Genomic DNA, 19189 nt, shown 5'->3' with positions numbered 1-19189 from the left:
CGCGTGCGGTGTCCGGGCCCCGGCGTACAGAGCGGGTGCGGCAGGCCTACAACCCGGCCGCCCTGCGCAGTGCGTCCACGCGGTCCGTGCGCTCCCAGGTGAAGTCGGGGAGCTCACGGCCGAAGTGGCCGTACGCCGCGGTCTGGGCGTAGATCGGACGCAGCAGGTCGAGGTCGCGGATGATCGCGGCCGGGCGGAGGTCGAAGACCTCGCCGATGGCATGCTCGATCTTCTCGGTCTCGACCGCGGCGGTGCCGAACGTCTCGACGAACAGGCCCACCGGCTCGGCCTTGCCGATCGCGTACGCGACCTGCACCTCGCAACGGGCCGCGAGGCCCGCCGCGACGACGTTCTTGGCGACCCAGCGCATCGCGTACGCCGCCGAGCGGTCGACCTTCGACGGGTCCTTGCCCGAGAAGGCGCCGCCGCCGTGGCGGGCCATGCCACCGTACGTGTCGATGATGATCTTTCGGCCGGTCAGTCCGGCGTCGCCCATCGGGCCGCCGATCTCGAAGCGGCCGGTCGGGTTGACCAGCAGCCGGTAGCCGTCGGTGTCCAGCTTGATGCCGTCCTCGATCAGCTGCGAGAGGACGTGCTCGACGACGAACTCGCGGATGTCGGGGGCGAGCAGCGAGTCCAGGTCGATGTCGCTGGCGTGCTGCGAGGAGACGACGACGGTGTCGAGGCGGACGGCCTTGTCGCCGTCGTACTCGATGGTGACCTGGGTCTTGCCGTCGGGGCGCAGGTACGGGATGGTCCCGTTCTTGCGGACCTCGGACAGCCGGCGGGAGAGCCGGTGCGCGATGTAGACCGGGAGCGGCATGAGCTCGGGCGTCTCGTCGCAGGCGTAGCCGAACATCAGGCCCTGGTCGCCCGCGCCCTGCTTGTCGAGCTCGTCCTCCTCAGCCCCGCGGGAGGCACCCTCGACCCGCTTCTCGTAGGCGGTGTCGACGCCCTGAGCGATGTCGGGCGACTGCGCGCCGATGGACACCGAGACACCGCAGGAGGCGCCGTCGAAGCCCTTCTTCGAGGAGTCGTAGCCGATCTCCAGGATCTTGTTGCGCACCAGAGTCGGAATGTCGGCGTAGGCCTTGGTCGTGACCTCACCCGCGACGTGCACCAGACCGGTGGTGATCAAGGTCTCGACGGCGACGCGCGAAGTCGGGTCCTCGCGCAGGAGGGCGTCGAGAATGGTGTCGCTGATCTGGTCAGCGATCTTGTCGGGGTGACCCTCGGTAACGGATTCCGAGGTGAAGAGACGGCGGGACACATCGCTCCCTGGGGTTGCAGCGGCTGCTGGCTGATCATTGGCGGACGGCCGGGAGCTGCGCCCGGCACGGTCCGGCATCAGTTTATCGGTCGCTGTCGGCTGCCGGGCCACGTGTCTCGCCCTTTGGGAGTTCTGTGACCTGCGGCACTGATGTCCGCGGCACGAGAATCACCCTCCGGAGAAGCCACTCACGCCCGGATATGGAAGGTTTTTCACCGGTATGAGAGCTTAATCACGCCTGGGGCGAGAAGCGTGCCGACACGAGATCCCAGACCGTGTCGGCGAGCCCCTCCTTGGGCCCGTACGGCACCGGGGTCTCGCCGCCGTCGGCCGCCAGGACCACCGCCTCGTTCTCTTCGGAGCCGAAGGTCTTGCGCTCCCCCACCTCATTGACGACGAGCAGGTCACACCCCTTGCGCAGGAGCTTCTCGCGGCCGTTGGCGAGCACGTTGTCGGTCTCGGCGGCGAACCCGACGACGATCTGGTCCGGCGTCGCCCTCTCGGCGGAGACCTCGGCGAGGATGTCCGGATTGCGGACGAGCACGATCGGAGCGGGCTCCTGGCCGTCCTTCTTCTTGATCTTCCCCTCGGCGTACTCGGCCGGGCGGAAATCGGCGACCGCGGCCGCCATCACCACGACATCGGCGTCGGACGCGGCCTTCAGCACCGCTTCTCGCAGCTGCACCGCGGTGCCGACCCGTACGACGTCGGCGCCCGACGGATCGGGCAGTCCGGTGTTCGCCTCGATGAGCGTGACCCTGGCCCCGCGGGCGACCGCGGTACGGGCCAGCGCGTACCCCTGCTTCCCGGAGGAGCGGTTGCCGAGATAGCGGACCGGGTCGAGCGGCTCCCGCGTACCGCCCGCGCTGATCACCACATGGCGGCCCACCAGGTCCGGCGCGACGGGCCCGCGGGCCAGCACCCGGCGGCAGACCTCGAAGATCTCGCCGGGATCGGGCAGCCGGCCCTTGCCGGTGTCGACGCCGGTGAGCCTGCCGACGGCGGGCTCGATGACGACGGCACCGCGCCGGCGCAGCGTGGCGACGTTCTCCCGGGTGGCGGGGTGCTCCCACATCTCGGTGTGCATGGCGGGCGCGAAGACCACCGGACAGCGAGCGGTGAGGAGCGTGTTGGTGAGCAGGTCGTCGGCGAGACCGTGGGCGGCCTTGGCGAGCATGTCGGCGGTGGCGGGGGCGACCACGACGAGGTCGGCGTCCTGCCCGATGCGGACGTGCGGCACCTCGTGGACGTCGTTCCACACCTCGGTCGACACCGGGTGCCCGGAGAGCGCCGACCAGGTGGCGGCGCCCACGAACTGAAGCGCGGACCCGGTCGGGACGACCCGTACGTCGTGACCCGACTCGGTCAGCCGTCGCAGCAGCTCGCACGCCTTGTAGGCGGCGATACCTCCGCTGACCCCCAGAACGACCTTCGGCTTCTCCACTGCGTCTCCCCGCACTCGGGTACGTACTCGGACACGTACAACCCCCATGCTGCCTCACGCCACCGAAGGCACCCCCACGACCCCGGACACACCGCAGGCCCGGCGATGGTGGCCGCCGGGCCTGTGGTGAAGGTGCTCTGTTCCTGCTTACTGAGCGGGGCCCTCGATGGCCTCGGAGGTCAGCAGGCCCGCGTTGATCTCGCGGAGCGAGATCGAGAGCGGCTTCTCGTGCACGTGGGTGTCGACGAGCGGACCGACGTACTCGAGAAGGCCCTCGCCGAGCTGCGAGTAGTACGCGTTGATCTGACGCGCGCGCTTGGCGGCGTAGATCACAAGGCTGTACTTCGAGTCGGTGGCCTCAAGGAGCTCATCAATCGGCGGGTTGATGATGCCCTCGGGCGTGGTGATGGAAGAGGACACTCTCTGCCTTCCGAAGGGGGTAAAGATCAAAGAAAACTTTGATTCTGCGGATTCCGCCGGGGTGGTGCTCCGGTTCGGCTGGTTCAGGCGCTGCTGTCACGGCGGGCGGAAGCCTGAAGCATCAAGGCTAGCAGCTCACGTGATACGTCCTCGACGGAGGTGTTGACCAGCGTCGTATCGAACTCGGATTCGGCGGCGAGCTCGACCTTGGCGGCGGAAAGCCGACGCTCGATCACCTCGGGCGCCTCGGTCCCGCGGCCGGTGAGCCGGCGCACCAGCTCGTCCCAGCTCGGCGGGGCGAGGAAGACCAGCCGTGCGTCGGACATCGACTGGCGGACCAGCCGGGCCCCCTGAAGATCGATCTCCAGGAGGACCGGCTCGCCCGCGTCGAGACGTTCGAGCACGGCGCGGCGCGGTGTGCCGTACCGGTTGCCGGCGAATTCGGCCCACTCCAGCAGTTCGCCGTTGGCGATCAGCTTGTCGAACTCGTCGTTGTCCACGAAGAAGTAGTGGACACCGTTGCGCTCCCCGGGGCGCGGCTTGCGGGTCGTCGCCGACACCGAGAGCCAGACCTCGGGGTGCACCTTGCGCATGTGAGCGACGACCGTGCTCTTGCCGACTCCGGAGGGGCCGGAGAGCACGGTCAGCCGCGGACGTACGTCCGGGGGTACGGGGGACGTCCCCCGGGATGTTGCAGCCATGGAGCGATTATCCCCGTTCTCAGGGGTGCCTGAGCACGTCAGGCGGCGGAGCCGCCGAACTCTCGCTCCAAGGAAGCGATCTGGTTGGAGCCGAGACCCCGCACACGGCGGCTCTCGGAGATCCCGAGCCGCTCCATGATCTGCTTGGCGCGGACCTTGCCCACGCCGGGCAGGGACTCCAGAAGGGCGGAGACCTTCATCTTGCCGATGACGTCGTTCTCCTGGCCCTGCTTGATGACCTCGTGGAGCGAGGCGCCGGAGTGCTTGAGTCGATTCTTGACCTCGGCCCGCTCCCGGCGAGCCGCGGCGGCCTTTTCGAGCGCGGCTGCGCGCTGTTCAGGGGTAAGGGGCGGAAGAGCCACGCCTACGTCACCTCGGATGTCGATCTGTCGGATACGGACCGGTGAGGAACCTAATCGGCCCACACCTGGTGAGCAACGAACAACCTGTGCACGTTGGCTCTCGACGGAGACTAGCGGCCAAGGCCGCCGGAGTCAGCGAGAACAGACGAAAAGTCCTGGTCAGCCTGAGCCGACCAGGACATTTCAGACATAACAACCGCGTTTTCAGGTCATGATTCCGTCAACACGCTGTTACATGGCATGGTCAGCTTTCCTGAACGGCTGCACGGACCTCATCCGTGAGCCGTTCGGCGGCTTCGCGCAGCCCTGACGCGTCCGGTCCGTGGCGCAGCACGCCCCGGCTCACGCTCGGCAGCACGTTGCCCACCGCGGCACCGAAGACACCCGGCAGATCGGCGGGGGTGGCGCCCTGGGCGCCGATGCCGGGGGCCAGCAGCGGTCCGTTGACCGCCAGATCCACGCCCGCGTCGCCGAGCGTGGCGCCGATCACGACGCCGACCGAGCCGAGCGGCTCGGCGCCCTCGTTCTCGGCGGCCACGTGGTCGAGCATCACCTGGGCCAGCGACCGGCCGTCCGCGGCGGTGGCGCGCTGCACCTCGGCGCCCTCGGGGTTGGACGTGAGTCCGAGGACGAAGACGCCCGCACCGGAGAGGACGGCCGCGTCGAGCGCCGGACGCAGCGAGCCGAAGCCGAGGTACGGCGAAACGGTGAGGGCGTCGGAGAACAGCGGCGAGTCCTTGTCCAGATAGGTCGCCGCGTAGGCGCCCATGGTGGAGCCGATGTCACCGCGCTTGGCGTCCATCAGGACGAGTGCGCCGGCCGCCCGCGCCTCCTCGACGCCCTTCTCCAGGACGGCGATGCCGCGCGACCCGAACCGCTCGAAGAACGCAGACTGCGGCTTGAGGACGGCCACCCGGTCGGCCAGCGCCTCGACGACGGTGCGCGTGAAGCGCTCCAGGCCCGCGATGTCGTCGTTGAGACCCCAGGAGGTGAGCAGCGAGGCATGCGGGTCGATGCCGACGCAGAGCGGCCCGCGGATGTCCATGGCGCGGCGCAGTCGTGCGCCGAAGGGTTCGCAAGTCACTTCGTGGCCTTCCGGGTCTCGGCGCCGACGGCCTCGGCGAGGGTGGCGTACGGGGAGGTGGCGAGGCGGGCGGCCAGGCCCTTGTGGATCGCGCGGGCGTAGAACGGACCCTCGTAGATGAAGGCGCTGTAGCCCTGGACGAGGGTGGCGCCGGCGAGGATGCGCTGCCAGGCGTCCTCGGCGGTCTCGATGCCGCCGACGCCCACCAGGGTGATCTCGTCGCCGACCCGCGTGTAGAGGCGCCGCAGGACCTCCAGGGAGCGCGCCTTGAGGGGCGCCCCGGAGAGTCCGCCGGTCTCCTCGACGAGCGACGGCGAGGACTTCAGCCCGAGGCCGTCGCGGGCGATGGTGGTGTTGGTCGCGATGATGCCGTCCAGGCCGAGTTCGACCGCGAGGTCGGCGACCGCGTCGACGTCCTCGTCGGCGAGGTCGGGGGCGATCTTGACGAGGAGCGGCACCCGGCGGTCGGTGACGGTCCGGTCGGCCGCCTCGCGCACGGCGGTGAGCAGCGGGCGCAGCGCCTCGGTGGCCTGGAGGTTGCGCAGACCGGGCGTGTTGGGCGAGGAGACGTTGACGACGAGGTAGTCGGCGTGGCGGGCCAGCCGCTCGGTGGACTTCACGTAGTCGCCGACGGCCTCGGTCTCCGGCACGACCTTGGTCTTGCCGATGTTGACACCGACCGTCGTCCGGAAAACGGGGTTACGGGCGGCCAGGCGCTCGGCCACGGCCGCGGAGCCCTCGTTGTTGAACCCCATGCGGTTGATCAGCGCCCGGTCCGCCACGAGGCGGAAGAGACGCTTCTTGGGGTTGCCGGGCTGCGGCTCGCCGGTGACCGTACCGATCTCGATGTGGTCGAAACCGAGCATCGACATGCCGTCGATCGCGACGGCGTTCTTGTCGAAGCCCGCGGCAAGACCGAACGGGCCGTGCATGCGCAGGCCGAGGGCCTCGGTGCGCAGCTCCTTGTGGCGGGGGGCGAGCGCCGCGGCGACGAAGGTGCGCAGGACCGGGGTGCGGGCCGCGAGGCGGATCCACCGGAAGGCCAGGTAATGGGCCTGCTCCGGGTCCATCCGCTTGAAGACCAGCCGGAAGAAGAACTTGTACATGGGAGTGTCCTCACAGAGAGGGGGACACCGTTTCCGGTGTCCCCCTGCTGGGCTGCCTAGTCGCGGGCCGCGGTCAGATGTTCCGCGTGTTCCTGGAGGGAACGTACGCCGACGTCTCCGTGGGTGAGCGCGTCGATGCCCTGGACAGCGGCGGCGAGCGCCTGGACCGTGGTCAGGCACGGCACCGCGCGGGCCACGGCCGCGGTACGGATCTCGTAGCCGTCGAGGCGGCCGCCCGTCCCGTACGGCGTGTTGACGATCAGGTCGACCTCACCGTCGTGGATGAGCTGGACGATGGTCTTCTCGCCGTTCGGGCCCTCGCCCTCGGACTGCTTGCGCACGACGGTGGCGTTGATGCCGTTGCGCTTGAGGACCTCGGCGGTGCCGGAGGTGGCCATCAGCTCGAAGCCGTGGGCGACCAGCTCGCGGGCCGGGAAGATCATCGAGCGCTTGTCGCGGTTGGCGACGGAGATGAAGGCACGGCCCTTGGTGGGCAGCGGGCCGTAGGCGCCGGCCTGCGACTTGGCGTACGCCGTGCCGAAGACCGAGTCGATGCCCATGACCTCACCCGTGGAGCGCATCTCCGGGCCCAGGACCGTGTCGACGCCGCGGCCGTGGATGTCGCGGAACCGCGACCACGGCATGACGGCCTCCTTGACGGAGATCGGCGCGTCGAGCGGCAGGGTGCCGCCGTCGCCGTTCCTCGGCAGCAGGCCCTCCTCGCGGAGCTCGGCGACGGTCGCGCCCAGCGAGATGCGCGCGGCGGCCTTGGCGAGCGGCACCGCGGTCGCCTTCGACGTGAAGGGGACGGTGCGGGAGGCGCGCGGGTTGGCCTCCAGGACGTACAGGATGTCGCCGGAGAGCGCGAACTGGATGTTGATCAGCCCACGGACGCCGACGCCCTTGGCGATGCCCTCGGTGGAGGCGCGCAGCCGCTTGATGTCGTAGCCGCCGAGGGTGATCGGGGGCAGCGCACAGGCGGAGTCACCGGAGTGGATGCCGGCCTCCTCGATGTGCTCCATGACACCGCCGAGGTAGAGCTCGGTGCCGTCGTAGAGCGCGTCGACGTCGATCTCGATGGCGTCGTCGAGGAAGCGGTCGACCAGGACCGGCCGGGTGGGGCTGATCTCGGTGGACTCGGCGATGTACGAGGACAGCCGCGTCTCGTCGTACACGATCTCCATGCCGCGTCCGCCGAGCACGTACGACGGGCGTACGAGGACGGGGTAACCGATCTCGTCGGCGATGCCCTTGGCCTCGGCGAACGTGGTGGCGGTGCCGTGCTTCGGGGCCGGGAGTCCGGCCTCGGCCAGGACGCGGCCGAACGCGCCGCGGTCCTCGGCGGCGTGGATCGCCTCAGGGGAGGTGCCGACGACCGGCACCCCGTTGTCCTTGAGCGCCTGCGACAGACCCAGCGGGGTCTGGCCGCCGAGCTGGACGATGACACCGGCGATCGGGCCCGCGAGGGACTCGGCGTGCACGATCTCCAGCACGTCCTCGAGCGTCAGCGGCTCGAAGTACAGGCGGTCGGAGGTGTCGTAGTCGGTGGAGACGGTCTCCGGGTTGCAGTTGACCATCACGGTCTCGTAGCCCGCGTCGCTCAGCGCGAAGGAGGCGTGGACGCAGGAGTAGTCGAACTCGATGCCCTGACCGATGCGGTTGGGGCCCGAGCCGAGGATGATCACCGCGGGCTTGGTGCGGGTCGCGACCTCGCTCTCCTCGTCGTACGAGGAGTAGAAGTACGGCGTCTTCGCGGCGAACTCGGCGGCGCAGGTGTCGACCGTCTTGTAGACGGGGCGAATGCCGAGCGCGTGCCGCACCTCACGGACGACGTCCTCGCGCAGACCGCGGATCTCGGCGATCTGGACATCGGAGAATCCGTGCCGCTTGGCCTCGGCGAGCAGCTCGGGACCGAGCTTGTCGGCGGCGGCCAGCTCGTCGGCGATCTCCTTGATCAGGAAGAGCTGGTCGACGAACCAGGGGTCGATCCTCGTGGCGTCGAAGACTTCTTCCGGCGTGGCGCCGGCCCGGATCGCCTGCATCACCGTGTTGATCCGGCCGTCGGTCGGGCGGACCGCCTCGGCCAGCAGCTCGGCCTTGTCGCCGGGCTCACCGGTGAAGGCGAACTGCGAGCCCTTCTTCTCCAGGGAGCGCAGCGCCTTCTGGAGCGCCTCGGTGAAGTTGCGGCCGATCGCCATGGCCTCGCCCACCGACTTCATGGTGGTGGTGAGGGTCGAGTCGGCGGACGGGAACTTCTCGAAGGCGAACCGCGGGGCCTTGACGACGACGTAGTCGAGCGTCGGCTCGAAGGAGGCCGGGGTCTTCTCGGTGATGTCGTTGGGGATCTCGTCGAGCGTGTAGCCGACGGCCAGCTTGGCGGCGATCTTGGCGATCGGGAAGCCGGTGGCCTTCGACGCCAGTGCCGAGGAGCGGGAGACGCGCGGGTTCATCTCGATCACGATGACCCGGCCGTCGGTCGGGTCGATGGCGAACTGGATGTTGCAGCCGCCGGTGTCGACGCCGACCTCGCGGATGATCGCGATGCCGATGTCGCGCAGCCGCTGGTACTCGCGGTCGGTGAGCGTCATCGCCGGGGCGACGGTGATCGAGTCACCCGTGTGGACGCCCATCGGGTCGAAGTTCTCGATGGAGCAGACGACCACGACGTTGTCGTGCTTGTCGCGCATCAGCTCCAGCTCGTACTCCTTCCAGCCGAGGATGGACTCCTCCAGGAGCACCTCGGTGGTCGGGGAGAGCGTGAGACCCTGACCGGCGATCCGGCGCAGCTCCTCCTCGTCGTGCGCGAAGCCGGAACCGGCGCCGCCCATCGTGAAGGAGGGGCGGACGACGACGGGGTAGCCGCCGAGCGTGTCCACGCCCCGGATCACGTCGTCCATCGTGTGGCAGATGACCGAGCGGGCGGACTCGCCGTGGCCGATCTTCGCGTTGACGGCCTCGACGACGCCCTTGAAGAGGTCGCGGTCCTCGCCCTTGTTGATGGCTTCGACATTGGCGCCGATGAGCTCGACGCCGTACTTCTCCAGGACACCGTTCTCGTGCATGGAGATCGCGGTGTTGAGCGCGGTCTGGCCGCCCAGCGTCGGGAGCAGCGCGTCGGGGCGCTCCTTGGCGATGATCTTCTCGACGAACTCGGGGGTGATCGGCTCGACGTACGTGGCGTCGGCGATCTCCGGATCGGTCATGATCGTCGCCGGGTTGGAGTTCACCAGGATGACGCGCAGGCCCTCGGCCTTGAGAACGCGGCAGGCCTGGGTGCCGGAGTAGTCGAACTCGGCGGCCTGACCGATGACGATCGGGCCGGAGCCGATGACCAGGACGGACTGGATATCGGAGCGCTTAGGCACGCTGGCCCTCCATCAGGGAAACGAAGCGGTCGAAGAGGTACGCGGCGTCGTGCGGGCCCGCGGCCGCTTCGGGGTGGTACTGGACGCTGAAGGCCGGCTGGTCGAGGAGCTGCAGCCCCTCGACGACCTGGTCGTTCAGGCAGACGTGGGAGACCTCGGCGCGGCCGAACTTCGTTTCCGACACCTTGTCCAGCGGGGCGTCGACGGCGAAGCCGTGGTTGTGCGCGGTGACCTCGACCTTGCCGGTCGTGCGGTCCTGCACCGGCTGGTTGATGCCGCGGTGGCCGTACTTCAGCTTGTAGGTGCCGAAGCCGAGGGCGCGGCCCAGGATCTGGTTGCCGAAGCAGATGCCGAAGAGCGGCGTCTTCCGCTCCAGGACGCCCTGCATGACGGAGACCGGATGGTCGGCGGTGGCCGGGTCGCCGGGGCCGTTGGAGAAGAAGACTCCGTCGGGCCGGACCGCGTACACCTCGTCGAGGGTGGCAGTGGCGGGCAGGACGTGCACCTCGATGCCGCGCTCGGCCATCCGGTGCGGGGTCATGCCCTTGATACCGAGGTCGATCGCGGCGACGGTGAACTTCTTGGTGCCGATCGCGGGGACGACGTACGTCTCCTTGGTCGCGACCTCGGCGGAGAGGTCGGCGCCCACCATCTCCGGGGCTTCCAGCACCCGGGCCAGCAGCGTGGCCTCGTCGGCGACCGCGTCGCCGGAGAAGATGCCGACGCGCATGGCGCCGCGCTCGCGCAGGTGGCGGGTGAGGGCGCGGGTGTCGATGCCGCTGATGCCGACGACGCCCTGGCGCTCCAGCTCCTCGTCGAGCGAACGCTGCGAGCGCCAGTTGGACGGCACCCGGGCGGGGTCGCGCACCACGTAGCCGGAGACCCAGATCCGCTGGGACTCGGGGTCCTCGTCGTTCACCCCGGTGTTGCCGACGTGCGGGGCGGTCATCACGACGACCTGGCGGTGGTACGAGGGGTCGGTCAGGGTCTCCTGGTAGCCGGTCATGCCGGTGGAGAACACCGCCTCGCCGAAGGTCTCCCCCACGGCCCCGTAGGCGCGGCCGCGGAAGGCGCGGCCGTCCTCCAGGACGAGTACGGCGGGAGCTTTGGCGGCTCCCCGGGTGGAGATGGTCATCGTGCGGTGCCTTCCGTAGTGCTGGTGAGGTGGTGAATGGCGTCGACCCAGGCCGGGTGTTCGGCCGAGCGGTCGGAGCGGAATCCGGAGTCGATCAGCTTGTCGCCGAGCGCCCAGGTGATGATCAGCAGGCCGCCCTCCGGGAGGACCTTGCCCGCGATGCCCTTGTCGAGCCGGGCGTCACGCAGCTGCGCGGCCGGGACGAAGAAGTCGGCTGCTCCGGGGCGTACGACGTCGAGTCCCTGCTCGGTCAGCGTGAGCTCCACGCGGCTGCGGGTACCGAGGCCATGGGCGACGATCCGGTCGAGCCACTGCCCGGCGGTCGTCGAGGCGTGGTAACGGCCGGTCATCGTCAGCAGCGGCTCGCCGTCGGCGTACCCCTCCGGCGTGGCGGGCAGCTCCGGCAGATCGGACTGCAGGCTCCCCCGCCACTTCCACCCCTGGCGCATCAGCCAGTAGATGAAGGCGATGAAGACGATCAGTCCGATCACCCAGCTGATGCGGGCGGACCAGTCGGTCACGTCCGCCGACTTCTGCTCGGCGGCCAGCTGGTACAGGGGGGTCAGTGATGTCACGCGAGCTTCCCGTCGACGACCGTGGCACGGCCCCGCAGGAACGTATGGGTGACGCGCCCCGGCAGCTCGCGCCCCTCGTACGGGGTGTTGCGGCTGCGGGAGGCGAAGCCCGCGGGGTCCACGACTCCACGGTATGCCGGATCGACCAGCGTGAGGTTGGCAGGCTCACCGGCCGAGACGGGGCGGCCGTGTCCGTCGAGCCGGCCGATGGCGGCCGGGCGGAACGACATCCGGTCGGCGACGCCCGCCCAGTCGAGGAGTCCCGTCTCGACCATCGTCTGCTGGACGACGGAGAGCGCGGTCTCCAGACCCACCATGCCCATGGCGGCCGCGGCCCACTCGCAGTCCTTGTCCTCGTGCGGGTGCGGGGCGTGGTCGGTGGCGACGCAGTCGATCGTGCCGTCGGCGAGCGCCTCGCGCAGGGCCAGCACGTCGGCCTCGGTGCGCAGCGGCGGGTTCACCTTGTAGACCGGGTTGTACGACCGTACGAGCTCGTCGGTGAGGAGCAGGTGGTGCGGGGTGACCTCGGCGGTCACGTTCCAGCCCTTGGACTTGGCCCAGCGGACGATCTCCACCGAGCCGGCGGTCGACAGGTGGCAGATGTGCACCCGGGAGCCGACGTGGGCGGCGAGGAGAACGTCGCGGGCGATGATCGACTCCTCGGCGACGGCCGGCCATCCTCCGAGACCGAGTTCGGCCGAGACGATGCCCTCGTTCATCTGGGCGCCCTCGGTCAGGCGGGGCTCCTGGGCGTGCTGGGCGACGACACCGTCGAACGCCTTCACGTACTCCAGCGCGCGCCGCATGATCACCGCGTCGTCGACGCACTTGCCGTCGTCGGAGAAGACTTTCACTCCAGCGGCCGAATCGTGCATGGCGCCGAGCTCGGCGAGCTGCTTGCCCTCCAGCCCGACGGTGACGGCGCCGATCGGCTGCACGTCGCAGTAGCCGGACTCCTTGCCGAGCCGCCAGACCTGCTCCACGACACCGGCGGTGTCGGCGACCGGGAAGGTGTTGGCCATGGCGTGCACGGCGGTGAAGCCACCGACCGCCGCCGCCTTGGTGCCGGTGAGAACGGTCTCGGAGTCCTCGCGCCCGGGCTCACGCAAATGGGTGTGCAGGTCGACCAGACCGGGCAGCAGAACCTGCCCCTCGGCTTCGACGACGGTCGCGTCGCCGGCATCGATACCGACACCACTCCAGTCGATTTCGCCCTGCCGGGCGGTGGCGGCAATGGTCTCGCCGTCGATCAGGACGTCCTGGGGCTCGCCGCCGAGTACCTTCGCGCCGCGGATAAGGATCTTGCTCATGATTACTTGTTCTCCTCGGAATCAGCGGGGCGCGCAGCGCTTCGATCAAGGGTGGTGGCGGGCTCGGACCCACCCAGCAGCAGATAGAGCACCGCCATCCGGATGGAGACACCGTTGGCGACCTGCTCGACGGCCGTGCAGCGGTCGGAGTCGGCGACCTCGGCGGTGATCTCCATGCCGCGGACCATCGGGCCGGGGTGCATGACAATGGCGTGCTCCGGCATCCTCGCCATGCGATCGCCGTCCAGGCCGTAGCGGCGGGAGTACTCGCGCTCGGTCGGGAAGTACGCGGCGTTCATCCGTTCGCGCTGCACACGCAGCATCATCACCGCGTCGGACTTCGGCAGCACCTCGTCGAGGCTGTAGCTGACCTCGCAGGGCCACTGCTCCACACCCACCGGCACGAGGGTCGGCGGGGCCACCAGGGTGACATGGGCGCCGAGCGTGTGCAGCAGGTGGACATTGGAGCGGGCCACCCGGCTGTGCAGGATGTCGCCGACGATGGTGATCCGCCGTCCGTCCAGGTCCCGGCCCAGGCCGGCGTCGGCGCCGACCAGCCGACGACGCATGGTGAACGCGTCGAGCAACGCCTGGGTGGGGTGCTCATGGGTGCCGTCACCGGCGTTGACGACGGCTCCGTCGATCCAGCCGGACGTCGCGAGGCGGTACGGGGCGCCGGATGCACCGTGCCGGATGACGACGGCGTCGGCGCCCATCGCCTCCAGGGTCAGCGCGGTGTCCTTGAGCGACTCGCCCTTGGAGACCGACGAGCCCTTCGCGGAGAAGTTGATGACATCGGCGGAGAGGCGCTTGGCGGCGGCCTCGAAGGAGATGCGGGTGCGCGTCGAGTCCTCGAAGAAGAGGTTGACGACGGTACGGCCGCGCAGGGTCGGGAGTTTCTTGATCGGCCGGTCCGCTACCCGGGCCATCTCCTCGGCGGTGTCGAGGATCAGGACGGCGTCGTCGCGGGTGAGGTCGGCGGCCGAGATGAGGTGACGCTTCATCTGGGTGTTCTCCTGGAGAGTTCAGGCATGCGGGCGCGCGGAAGCTGTCGTACGACCGGTGCGTCGTACGGAATGGGTGCAGCTACTGCTCGCCCGCCGGGACGGTCTGCTGGACACCGAGCAGTACGGCGTCACGGCCGTCCTCCTCGGCGAGCTGGACCTTGACCGTCTCCCGCAGCGACGTGGGGAGGTTCTTGCCGACGTAGTCGGCACGGATCGGGAGCTCGCGGTGGCCTCGGTCGACGAGGACCGCAAGCTGCACCGCGCGGGGCCGGCCGATGTCGCCGAGCGCGTCGAGCGCGGCGCGGATCGTGCGGCCGGAGAAGAGAACATCGTCCACCAGGACGACCAGGCGGCCCTCGATGCCCTCGCCGGGGATCTCGGTGCGGGCCAGGGCGCGCGCCGGGCGCAGCCGCAGGTCGTCGCGGTACATGGTGATGTCGAGGGAGCCGACCGGCATCTTCCGGCCGGTGATCTCCTGGAGCTTGTCGGCGAGCCGACGGGCGAGAAAGACACCTCGGGTCGGGATGCCGAGCAGGACCACGTCGTCGGCGCCCTTGGCGCGTTCGACGATCTCGTGGGCGATGCGGGTCAGTACTCGGGCAATGTCGGGAGCCTCCAGAACGGGGCGTGCCGCATTGCCGGTGGCTTCGTGCTGTGCGTCCATAAGAAACGGACCTCCTTCTCCGCCTCACTGGACGGACCTTAAAGGACGTCGAAATTGCGTCATCAACGTTACCAGGGCTTGTACCAGCCCCTGGTCGCACCCCCGGGAGGTGCCGGTCCGGACCATTCGGCTTGACGCATCCAAGTAACGCTGCGTAACCTCACAGTGAGTTACCAGACTTCGTCCGGGGAGCCTTATGTCCAGCGAATACGCAAAACAGCTCGGGGCCAAGCTCCGTGCCATCCGCACCCAGCAGGGCCTCTCCCTCCATGGCGTGGAGGAGAAGTCCCAGGGCCGCTGGAAGGCCGTCGTGGTCGGTTCGTACGAGCGTGGCGACCGCGCCGTCACCGTACAGCGCCTCGCCGAGCTGGCGGACTTCTACGGGGTCCCGGTGCAGGAGCTTCTGCCCGGTACGACGCCGGGCGGGGCCGCAGAGCCGCCGCCGAAGCTCGTCCTGGACCTGGAGCGGCTCGCCCACGTCCCGCCGGAGAAGGCCGGACCGCTGCAGCGCTACGCCGCGACGATCCAGAGCCAGCGCGGTGACTACAACGGCAAGGTGCTCTCGATCCGCCAGGACGACCTGCGCACGCTGGCCGTGATCTACGACCAGTCGCCGTCCGTGCTCACGGAACAGTTGATCAGCTGGGGCGTGCTGGACGCGGACGCGCGTCGCGCCGTTGCCCACGAGGAAGGCTGACGTCCGGGGCTGAAGCCCCGGCCAGCAGAAACGTACCGCCGGGTTGCCAGGCGCCTTTTCGGGCCCTGCAGCCCGGCGTTTTTTCTACCCCGGTCCGGGGGGCGGTGCGGGGCACCGCGGGGGCGGTGCGGTTTTCGCACCCGGGTCCGGGGCGCGGGGTTCCGTCCTCAATCGCCGGACGGGCTGGATTTTCGGCGCCGTGTCCCGGGGGCGCCGCCGCACTGTGCGGTGGTGGGGCGGGCGGGGCCCCTCCGGGGCGTCTCCTCAGGACTGGCGCGGAAGCCCGCAACACGGACGAACCCGGCACGTACGCCAGCCCCTGCGGGGACCCCCCTGCACGGCCCCACCCGGGCATCACCCGCGCCCACCACCCGGCGGCCCTGACAGCAGCGCACACCGGCCGCTGACGCACGACGGCCGGTCCGGGGCCGTGCAGGGGAGTCCCCGCAGGGCGACGGACAAAGACCCGAGCTCCCCCACGTACCCGCCGAACGTCCGTCGCCCGAGGAGACACCCCGGAAAGGCCCCGGACCACCACCCACCGGAGCAGGCGACCGTCCCACCAGGGCCCAGACGCACCCATCAAGCCCGTCCGGCGATTGAGGACGGAACCGGCCACCCCGGACCGGGGCACCCCACCACACAACGCCCCGCCCAGGGGCCCCGCACCACGCAACGCCCGCCCCGGACCGGGGCCCCGCACCACGCCCCGCCCCGCCCAGGGGCCCCGCACCATGCCGAAGGGCCCACGGTCACCCGACCGTGGGCCCTTCGTGGGCTGAACGCCGCCGCAGCCTACGCCTCGCGGCGAAGGTTCGGCTTGAGGTCCTTGAACCGGGCGAGCAGCCCGTTCACAAAGGCTGGGGAGTCATCCGTGGAGAACTCCTTGGCAAGCTGCACCGCCTCGTCGATGACCACCGCGTCCGGCGTCCCGTCCACCCAGATCAGCTCGTACGCACCGAGCCGCAGGATGTTCCGGTCGACGACCGGCATGCGGTCGATCTCCCAGTCCACGGCGTAGGTGACGATGAGCTCGTCGATCCGCTCGGCGTACTGCGCGTACCCCTCGACGAGCTCCATCGTGTACTCGGTGACCGGCGGCTGACGGGTGTCGGACCGCGAGTGCCGGACCCAGTCCGCGAGGACCGTCTGCACGGACTCACCGCGCTGGTCGGCCTCGAAGAGAATCTGGAAGGCGCGCTTGCGGGCCGTGTTCCGGGCAGCCACGGTTAGCTGTTCACCCGGCCGAGGTAGTCGCCCGTGCGGGTGTCGACCTTGATCTTCTCACCGGTGGTGATGAAGAGCGGGACGCCGATCTCGTAACCGGTCTCCAGCGTGGCGGGCTTGGTGCCACCGGTGGAGCGGTCACCCTGCACGCCCGGGTCGGTGTGCTGGATGGTCAGCTCGACGGCGGCCGGCAGCTCGACGTAGAGCACCTCGCCCTCGTGCTGGGCCACGGAGGCCGTGAAGCCCTCGATGAGGAAGTTGGCGGCGTCGCCGACAGCCTTGCGGTCGACCATCAGCTGGTCGTACGTGTCCATGTCCATGAAGACGAAGTACTCGCCGTCCATGTACGAGAACTGCATGTCGCGGCGGTCAATGGTGGCCGTCTCGACCTTCACGCCGGCGTTGAACGTCTTGTCGACGACCTTGCCGGAGAGCACGTTCTTGAGCTTGGTGCGCACGAAAGCCGGGCCCTTGCCGGGCTTGACGTGCTGGAACTCGACGACGGACCAGAGCTGGCCTCCGTCGAGCTTGAGCACCAGGCCGTTCTTGAGGTCGTTCGTGGAAGCCACGGTTGCGGAATCTCCTGGACTGAAGCTGGTGGACGGCCAAGGATGCGCGCTAGAGCGCGAGCAGCTCCTTGGTCGTAATGGTGAGTAGCTCGGGTCCGCCGTCCGCCTCGGGGCGCACGACGAGCGTGTCATCGATCCGGACCCCGCCCCGGCCCGGGAGGTGGACCCCCGGTTCGACGGTGACCGGCACACAAGCGTCCAGTTTACCCATGGCTGCCGGTGCCAGCTGCGGGTCCTCGTCGATTTCGAGTCCCACACCGTGCCCGGTCCAGGGTGCGAGGCACTCTCCGTGGCCTGCGGAGTCCAGGAGATGCCGGGCCGCGCGGTCCACATCGCGGTATGCCGCGCCCGGCACGAGAGCCTCGCGTCCGGCCCGCTGAGCGGCGAAAACCAGGTCGTACAGATCGATCTGCCAGGCGGCCGGCGCGGTCCCGATGACAAATGTACGGCCGATCTCGCACCGGTAGCCACGATAGTTCGCGCCGAGACAGACGGAGAGGAAATCTCCCTCCTCCACGCGCCGGTCCGAGGGCCGGTGGCGGCCCTGACCCGAGTTGGGTCCGGTGGCGACCGAGGTGGCGAAGGCGGGGCCGTCGGCGCCGTGGTCCACCAGCCGCCGTTCCAGTTCCAGGGCGAGGTGCCGTTCGGTGCGGCCGACCAGAATCGATTCGAGGAGTTCGCCGAGAGCCTGGTCGGTGATCTCGGCGGCGATCCGCAGACAGGCGATCTCCTCCTCGTCCTTGACGATGCGCAGCTGCTCGACCGTGGTGCCGAGATCGGTCAGCCGTAGCCGCGGGGCCACCGAGCCCATGGCTCGGTGGCGGGAGACCGTCAGATCGTGTTCCTCGACGGCCAGCGATTCCGCGCCGGAGGTGGTGGCCAGCTCGGCTGCGGCGACCGCCGGGTCTTCGCCGCCGGAGGGGGGCAGCAGGACCAGCCGCAGCTCGTCGTCGGTGTGCCCGGGGTCGGGTTCGCCGGTCGGCGCGCGCGGGCAGAGCAGAACGTCCTCGTCGGGGCCGAGCAGCAGCACGGCACCCGGGGGCGCTCCGCCCGCGAGATAGCGGACGTTGGCGGGGCGGGAGACCAGGACGGCCGCGGATCCGACGGCGGCGCACCGGTCGCGGAGGAGCCCGCGCCGGACGGCGTACACCTCTGACATGCCACGAGCCTACGAGCGGGGGCGCCGGTCCGCCCGGTCAGCGCATCCGACCGGGGGGCCTGCCGTCACCCGACCGGAGACCGGGGCCGGCCTCGCGTCACCAGGCCGGCGGACTGGCTATCGAGCGGGCGAGTATGTCGTCGAGGACGCGAGCCGTGGTCTCCACGTCGTACGTCGAGTTGTCGATGATCGGCAGCCCCGAGCCGTACCAGCCCGCCATCCGTCCGTGGATCCGGGCGACCTCCTCGTCCGAGAGGCGGCGGTTGCCGCTGCGGGCGGCATTGCGCTCCAGCACGACCTCCAGGCCGGGCAGGAGCACCACGGGCAGAAGCCCCGGCCCCACATGACGCTTCCAGCCGCCCAGGCCCACGACGGGGCGGTCCGGGAAGACCGCGTCGTCGAGGATGCAGGAGATCCCGTTGGCCAGGAAATTACGGGCGGCGAAGCCGCAGGTGCGACGGGCCAGGCGGTACTGGGCTTCCGAGTGGTCGTTCCACCCGGTCTGCGGGTCGGCGAAGCCGGAGCGGACCCATTCACGGACGTCGTCGAGGCTGACGTGGGCGGTGGGAACGCGGCGGCGGCCGGCCCACAGTTTGGCCACGGTCGTCTTGCCCGCGCCCGCGGGGCCGATCAGGAGGACGGCGAGCGTCGCCGTGCCCGTGCCGGGCTCGGCGGGTGGTGCGGGCAGCGGCACGGGGCCGCCGGGCGGCAGCTGGATGTGCCCGGTGGTCTCCCGGGACACGGGCGCCGGGGCGTGGTGCGGGGCGGGGCCCGTCCAGCCGGGGCCCTGGGGCGCGGGAGGAGGAGGTGGTGGCGGCGGCGGCCCCGGCGGACCGGGGTGGCCGGGGTGCTGGGCCTGGTGCGTCCAGCCGGCAGGTCCGTTTCCGGGTCCTTGTGGCGGCGGCAGCGGGGCCCCCACTGCATGCTGCATCCGGTGCCACTCCGTCTCGTACAGGCAACTGGCGCTGGTGGAACGGCAACCGTACCTCCCCCGGCCACCGCTGGGAGGTGCCGCCTCCCGGCCGTCACACAGGGAACGGTCGGGGACGGTCCGGAGTGCCCCCGGGGGCGCGGGTGCGGCCCCCCGGGGCCCC

The 19189-nt window shown here is 70.0% G+C and carries 18 protein-coding genes; 1 reads left to right on the top strand and 17 read right to left on the bottom strand.

Annotated elements, in window-relative coordinates:
• Positions 1-46 precede the first annotated feature (46 nt).
• The 13 genes from metK to pyrR all read right to left on the bottom strand — a co-directional run bounded on the left by metK (position 47) and on the right by pyrR (position 14443).
• A complete protein-coding gene (gene metK, locus ACFU6I_RS43080) occupies positions 47-1270 on the bottom strand; it encodes a methionine adenosyltransferase (protein WP_384378356.1) in 1224 nt (407 codons plus the stop codon).
• Between the two features lie 232 nt (positions 1271-1502).
• On the bottom strand, positions 1503-2714 hold the full coding sequence (gene coaBC, locus ACFU6I_RS43075; protein ID WP_384378353.1) for a bifunctional phosphopantothenoylcysteine decarboxylase/phosphopantothenate--cysteine ligase CoaBC: 1212 nt from the start codon (positions 2712-2714) through the stop codon (positions 1503-1505).
• A gap of 147 nt (positions 2715-2861) precedes the next feature.
• Positions 2862-3134, bottom strand: a complete 273-nt coding sequence (gene rpoZ, locus ACFU6I_RS43070) for a DNA-directed RNA polymerase subunit omega (protein ID WP_037695306.1) — start codon at positions 3132-3134, stop codon at positions 2862-2864.
• An 83-nt stretch (positions 3135-3217) separates the two neighbouring features.
• Positions 3218-3835, bottom strand: coding sequence for a guanylate kinase (gene gmk / locus ACFU6I_RS43065; RefSeq protein WP_376341605.1), 618 nt, complete (start codon positions 3833-3835; stop codon positions 3218-3220).
• Positions 3836-3873: 38 nt separating this feature from the next.
• On the bottom strand, positions 3874-4197 hold the full coding sequence (locus ACFU6I_RS43060) for an integration host factor (protein ID WP_014157387.1): 324 nt from the start codon (positions 4195-4197) through the stop codon (positions 3874-3876).
• 244 nt (positions 4198-4441) lie between these two features.
• Entirely contained in the window at positions 4442-5281 is an 840-nt protein-coding gene (gene pyrF, locus ACFU6I_RS43055; protein ID WP_384378350.1) for an orotidine-5'-phosphate decarboxylase, read from the bottom strand.
• Positions 5278-6387 (bottom strand): quinone-dependent dihydroorotate dehydrogenase, encoded by a 1110-nt coding sequence (locus ACFU6I_RS43050; protein WP_384378347.1) that lies wholly within the window; start codon positions 6385-6387, stop codon positions 5278-5280. Before ACFU6I_RS43050 ends, pyrF begins: the two co-directional genes overlap by 4 nt.
• Positions 6388-6443: 56 nt before the next feature.
• Positions 6444-9752, bottom strand: coding sequence for a carbamoyl-phosphate synthase large subunit (gene carB / locus ACFU6I_RS43045; RefSeq protein WP_384378344.1), 3309 nt, complete (start codon positions 9750-9752; stop codon positions 6444-6446).
• Positions 9745-10887 (bottom strand): glutamine-hydrolyzing carbamoyl-phosphate synthase small subunit, encoded by a 1143-nt coding sequence (gene carA / locus ACFU6I_RS43040; protein ID WP_384378341.1) that lies wholly within the window; start codon positions 10885-10887, stop codon positions 9745-9747. The genes carB and carA overlap by 8 nt, the downstream gene beginning before the upstream one ends.
• Complete coding sequence (locus tag ACFU6I_RS43035) at positions 10884-11462, bottom strand: hypothetical protein (RefSeq protein ID WP_266987967.1); 579 nt, start codon at positions 11460-11462, stop codon at positions 10884-10886. The genes carA and ACFU6I_RS43035 overlap by 4 nt, the downstream gene beginning before the upstream one ends.
• Positions 11459-12772 (bottom strand): dihydroorotase, encoded by a 1314-nt coding sequence (locus ACFU6I_RS43030; RefSeq protein WP_384378339.1) that lies wholly within the window; start codon positions 12770-12772, stop codon positions 11459-11461. Before ACFU6I_RS43030 ends, ACFU6I_RS43035 begins: the two co-directional genes overlap by 4 nt.
• A gap of 2 nt (positions 12773-12774) precedes the next feature.
• Positions 12775-13776: an aspartate carbamoyltransferase catalytic subunit gene (locus ACFU6I_RS43025; protein WP_345513202.1), complete on the bottom strand. Its 1002-nt coding sequence runs from the start codon at positions 13774-13776 to the stop codon at positions 12775-12777.
• 82 nt (positions 13777-13858) lie between these two features.
• On the bottom strand, positions 13859-14443 hold the full coding sequence (pyrR, locus tag ACFU6I_RS43020; RefSeq protein ID WP_384035578.1) for a bifunctional pyr operon transcriptional regulator/uracil phosphoribosyltransferase PyrR: 585 nt from the start codon (positions 14441-14443) through the stop codon (positions 13859-13861).
• Between the two features lie 196 nt (positions 14444-14639).
• Between pyrR and bldD the strand changes: the two genes are divergently transcribed.
• Positions 14640-15140: a transcriptional regulator BldD gene (gene bldD, locus ACFU6I_RS43015; RefSeq protein ID WP_014044812.1), complete on the top strand. Its 501-nt coding sequence runs from the start codon at positions 14640-14642 to the stop codon at positions 15138-15140.
• Between the two features lie 795 nt (positions 15141-15935).
• Here bldD and nusB read toward each other — a convergent pair.
• The 4 genes from nusB to ACFU6I_RS42995 form a co-directional block, all read right to left on the bottom strand.
• Positions 15936-16367 carry a transcription antitermination factor NusB gene (gene nusB / locus ACFU6I_RS43010; RefSeq protein WP_384378335.1) on the bottom strand — a complete coding sequence of 144 codons (432 nt, stop codon included), beginning with the start codon at positions 16365-16367 and terminating at the stop codon, positions 15936-15938.
• Positions 16368-16369: 2 nt separating this feature from the next.
• Complete coding sequence (efp, locus tag ACFU6I_RS43005) at positions 16370-16936, bottom strand: elongation factor P (protein WP_030918902.1); 567 nt, start codon at positions 16934-16936, stop codon at positions 16370-16372.
• Between the two features lie 49 nt (positions 16937-16985).
• Positions 16986-18095, bottom strand: a complete 1110-nt coding sequence (locus ACFU6I_RS43000) for an aminopeptidase P family protein (protein WP_384378332.1) — start codon at positions 18093-18095, stop codon at positions 16986-16988.
• Between the two features lie 97 nt (positions 18096-18192).
• Entirely contained in the window at positions 18193-19026 is an 834-nt protein-coding gene (locus ACFU6I_RS42995) for a Pro-rich N-terminal domain-containing protein (RefSeq protein WP_384378329.1), read from the bottom strand.
• Positions 19027-19189 lie beyond the last annotated feature (163 nt).

The organism is Streptomyces sp. NPDC057486 (assembly GCF_042802415.1).
Taxonomy (GTDB): Bacteria; Actinomycetota; Actinomycetes; order Streptomycetales; family Streptomycetaceae; genus Streptomyces; species Streptomyces yanii.
This window is presented reverse-complemented; position numbering and strand designations above follow the sequence as displayed.

Coding starts and splice junctions, on each gene's coding strand:
- gmk (WP_376341605.1), bottom strand. CDS start 3,835: ATGGCTGCAACATCCCGGGGGACGTCCCCCGTACCCCCGGACGTACGT.
- ACFU6I_RS43050 (WP_384378347.1), bottom strand. CDS start 6,387: ATGTACAAGTTCTTCTTCCGGCTGGTCTTCAAGCGGATGGACCCGGAG.
- carA (WP_384378341.1), bottom strand. CDS start 10,887: ATGACCATCTCCACCCGGGGAGCCGCCAAAGCTCCCGCCGTACTCGTC.
- ACFU6I_RS43030 (WP_384378339.1), bottom strand. CDS start 12,772: ATGAGCAAGATCCTTATCCGCGGCGCGAAGGTACTCGGCGGCGAGCCC.
- ACFU6I_RS43025 (WP_345513202.1), bottom strand. CDS start 13,776: ATGAAGCGTCACCTCATCTCGGCCGCCGACCTCACCCGCGACGACGCC.
- pyrR (WP_384035578.1), bottom strand. CDS start 14,443: ATGGACGCACAGCACGAAGCCACCGGCAATGCGGCACGCCCCGTTCTG.
- bldD (WP_014044812.1), top strand. CDS start 14,640: ATGTCCAGCGAATACGCAAAACAGCTCGGGGCCAAGCTCCGTGCCATC.
- ACFU6I_RS43000 (WP_384378332.1), bottom strand. CDS start 18,095: ATGTCAGAGGTGTACGCCGTCCGGCGCGGGCTCCTCCGCGACCGGTGC.
- ACFU6I_RS42995 (WP_384378329.1), bottom strand. CDS start 19,026: ATGCAGCATGCAGTGGGGGCCCCGCTGCCGCCGCCACAAGGACCCGGA.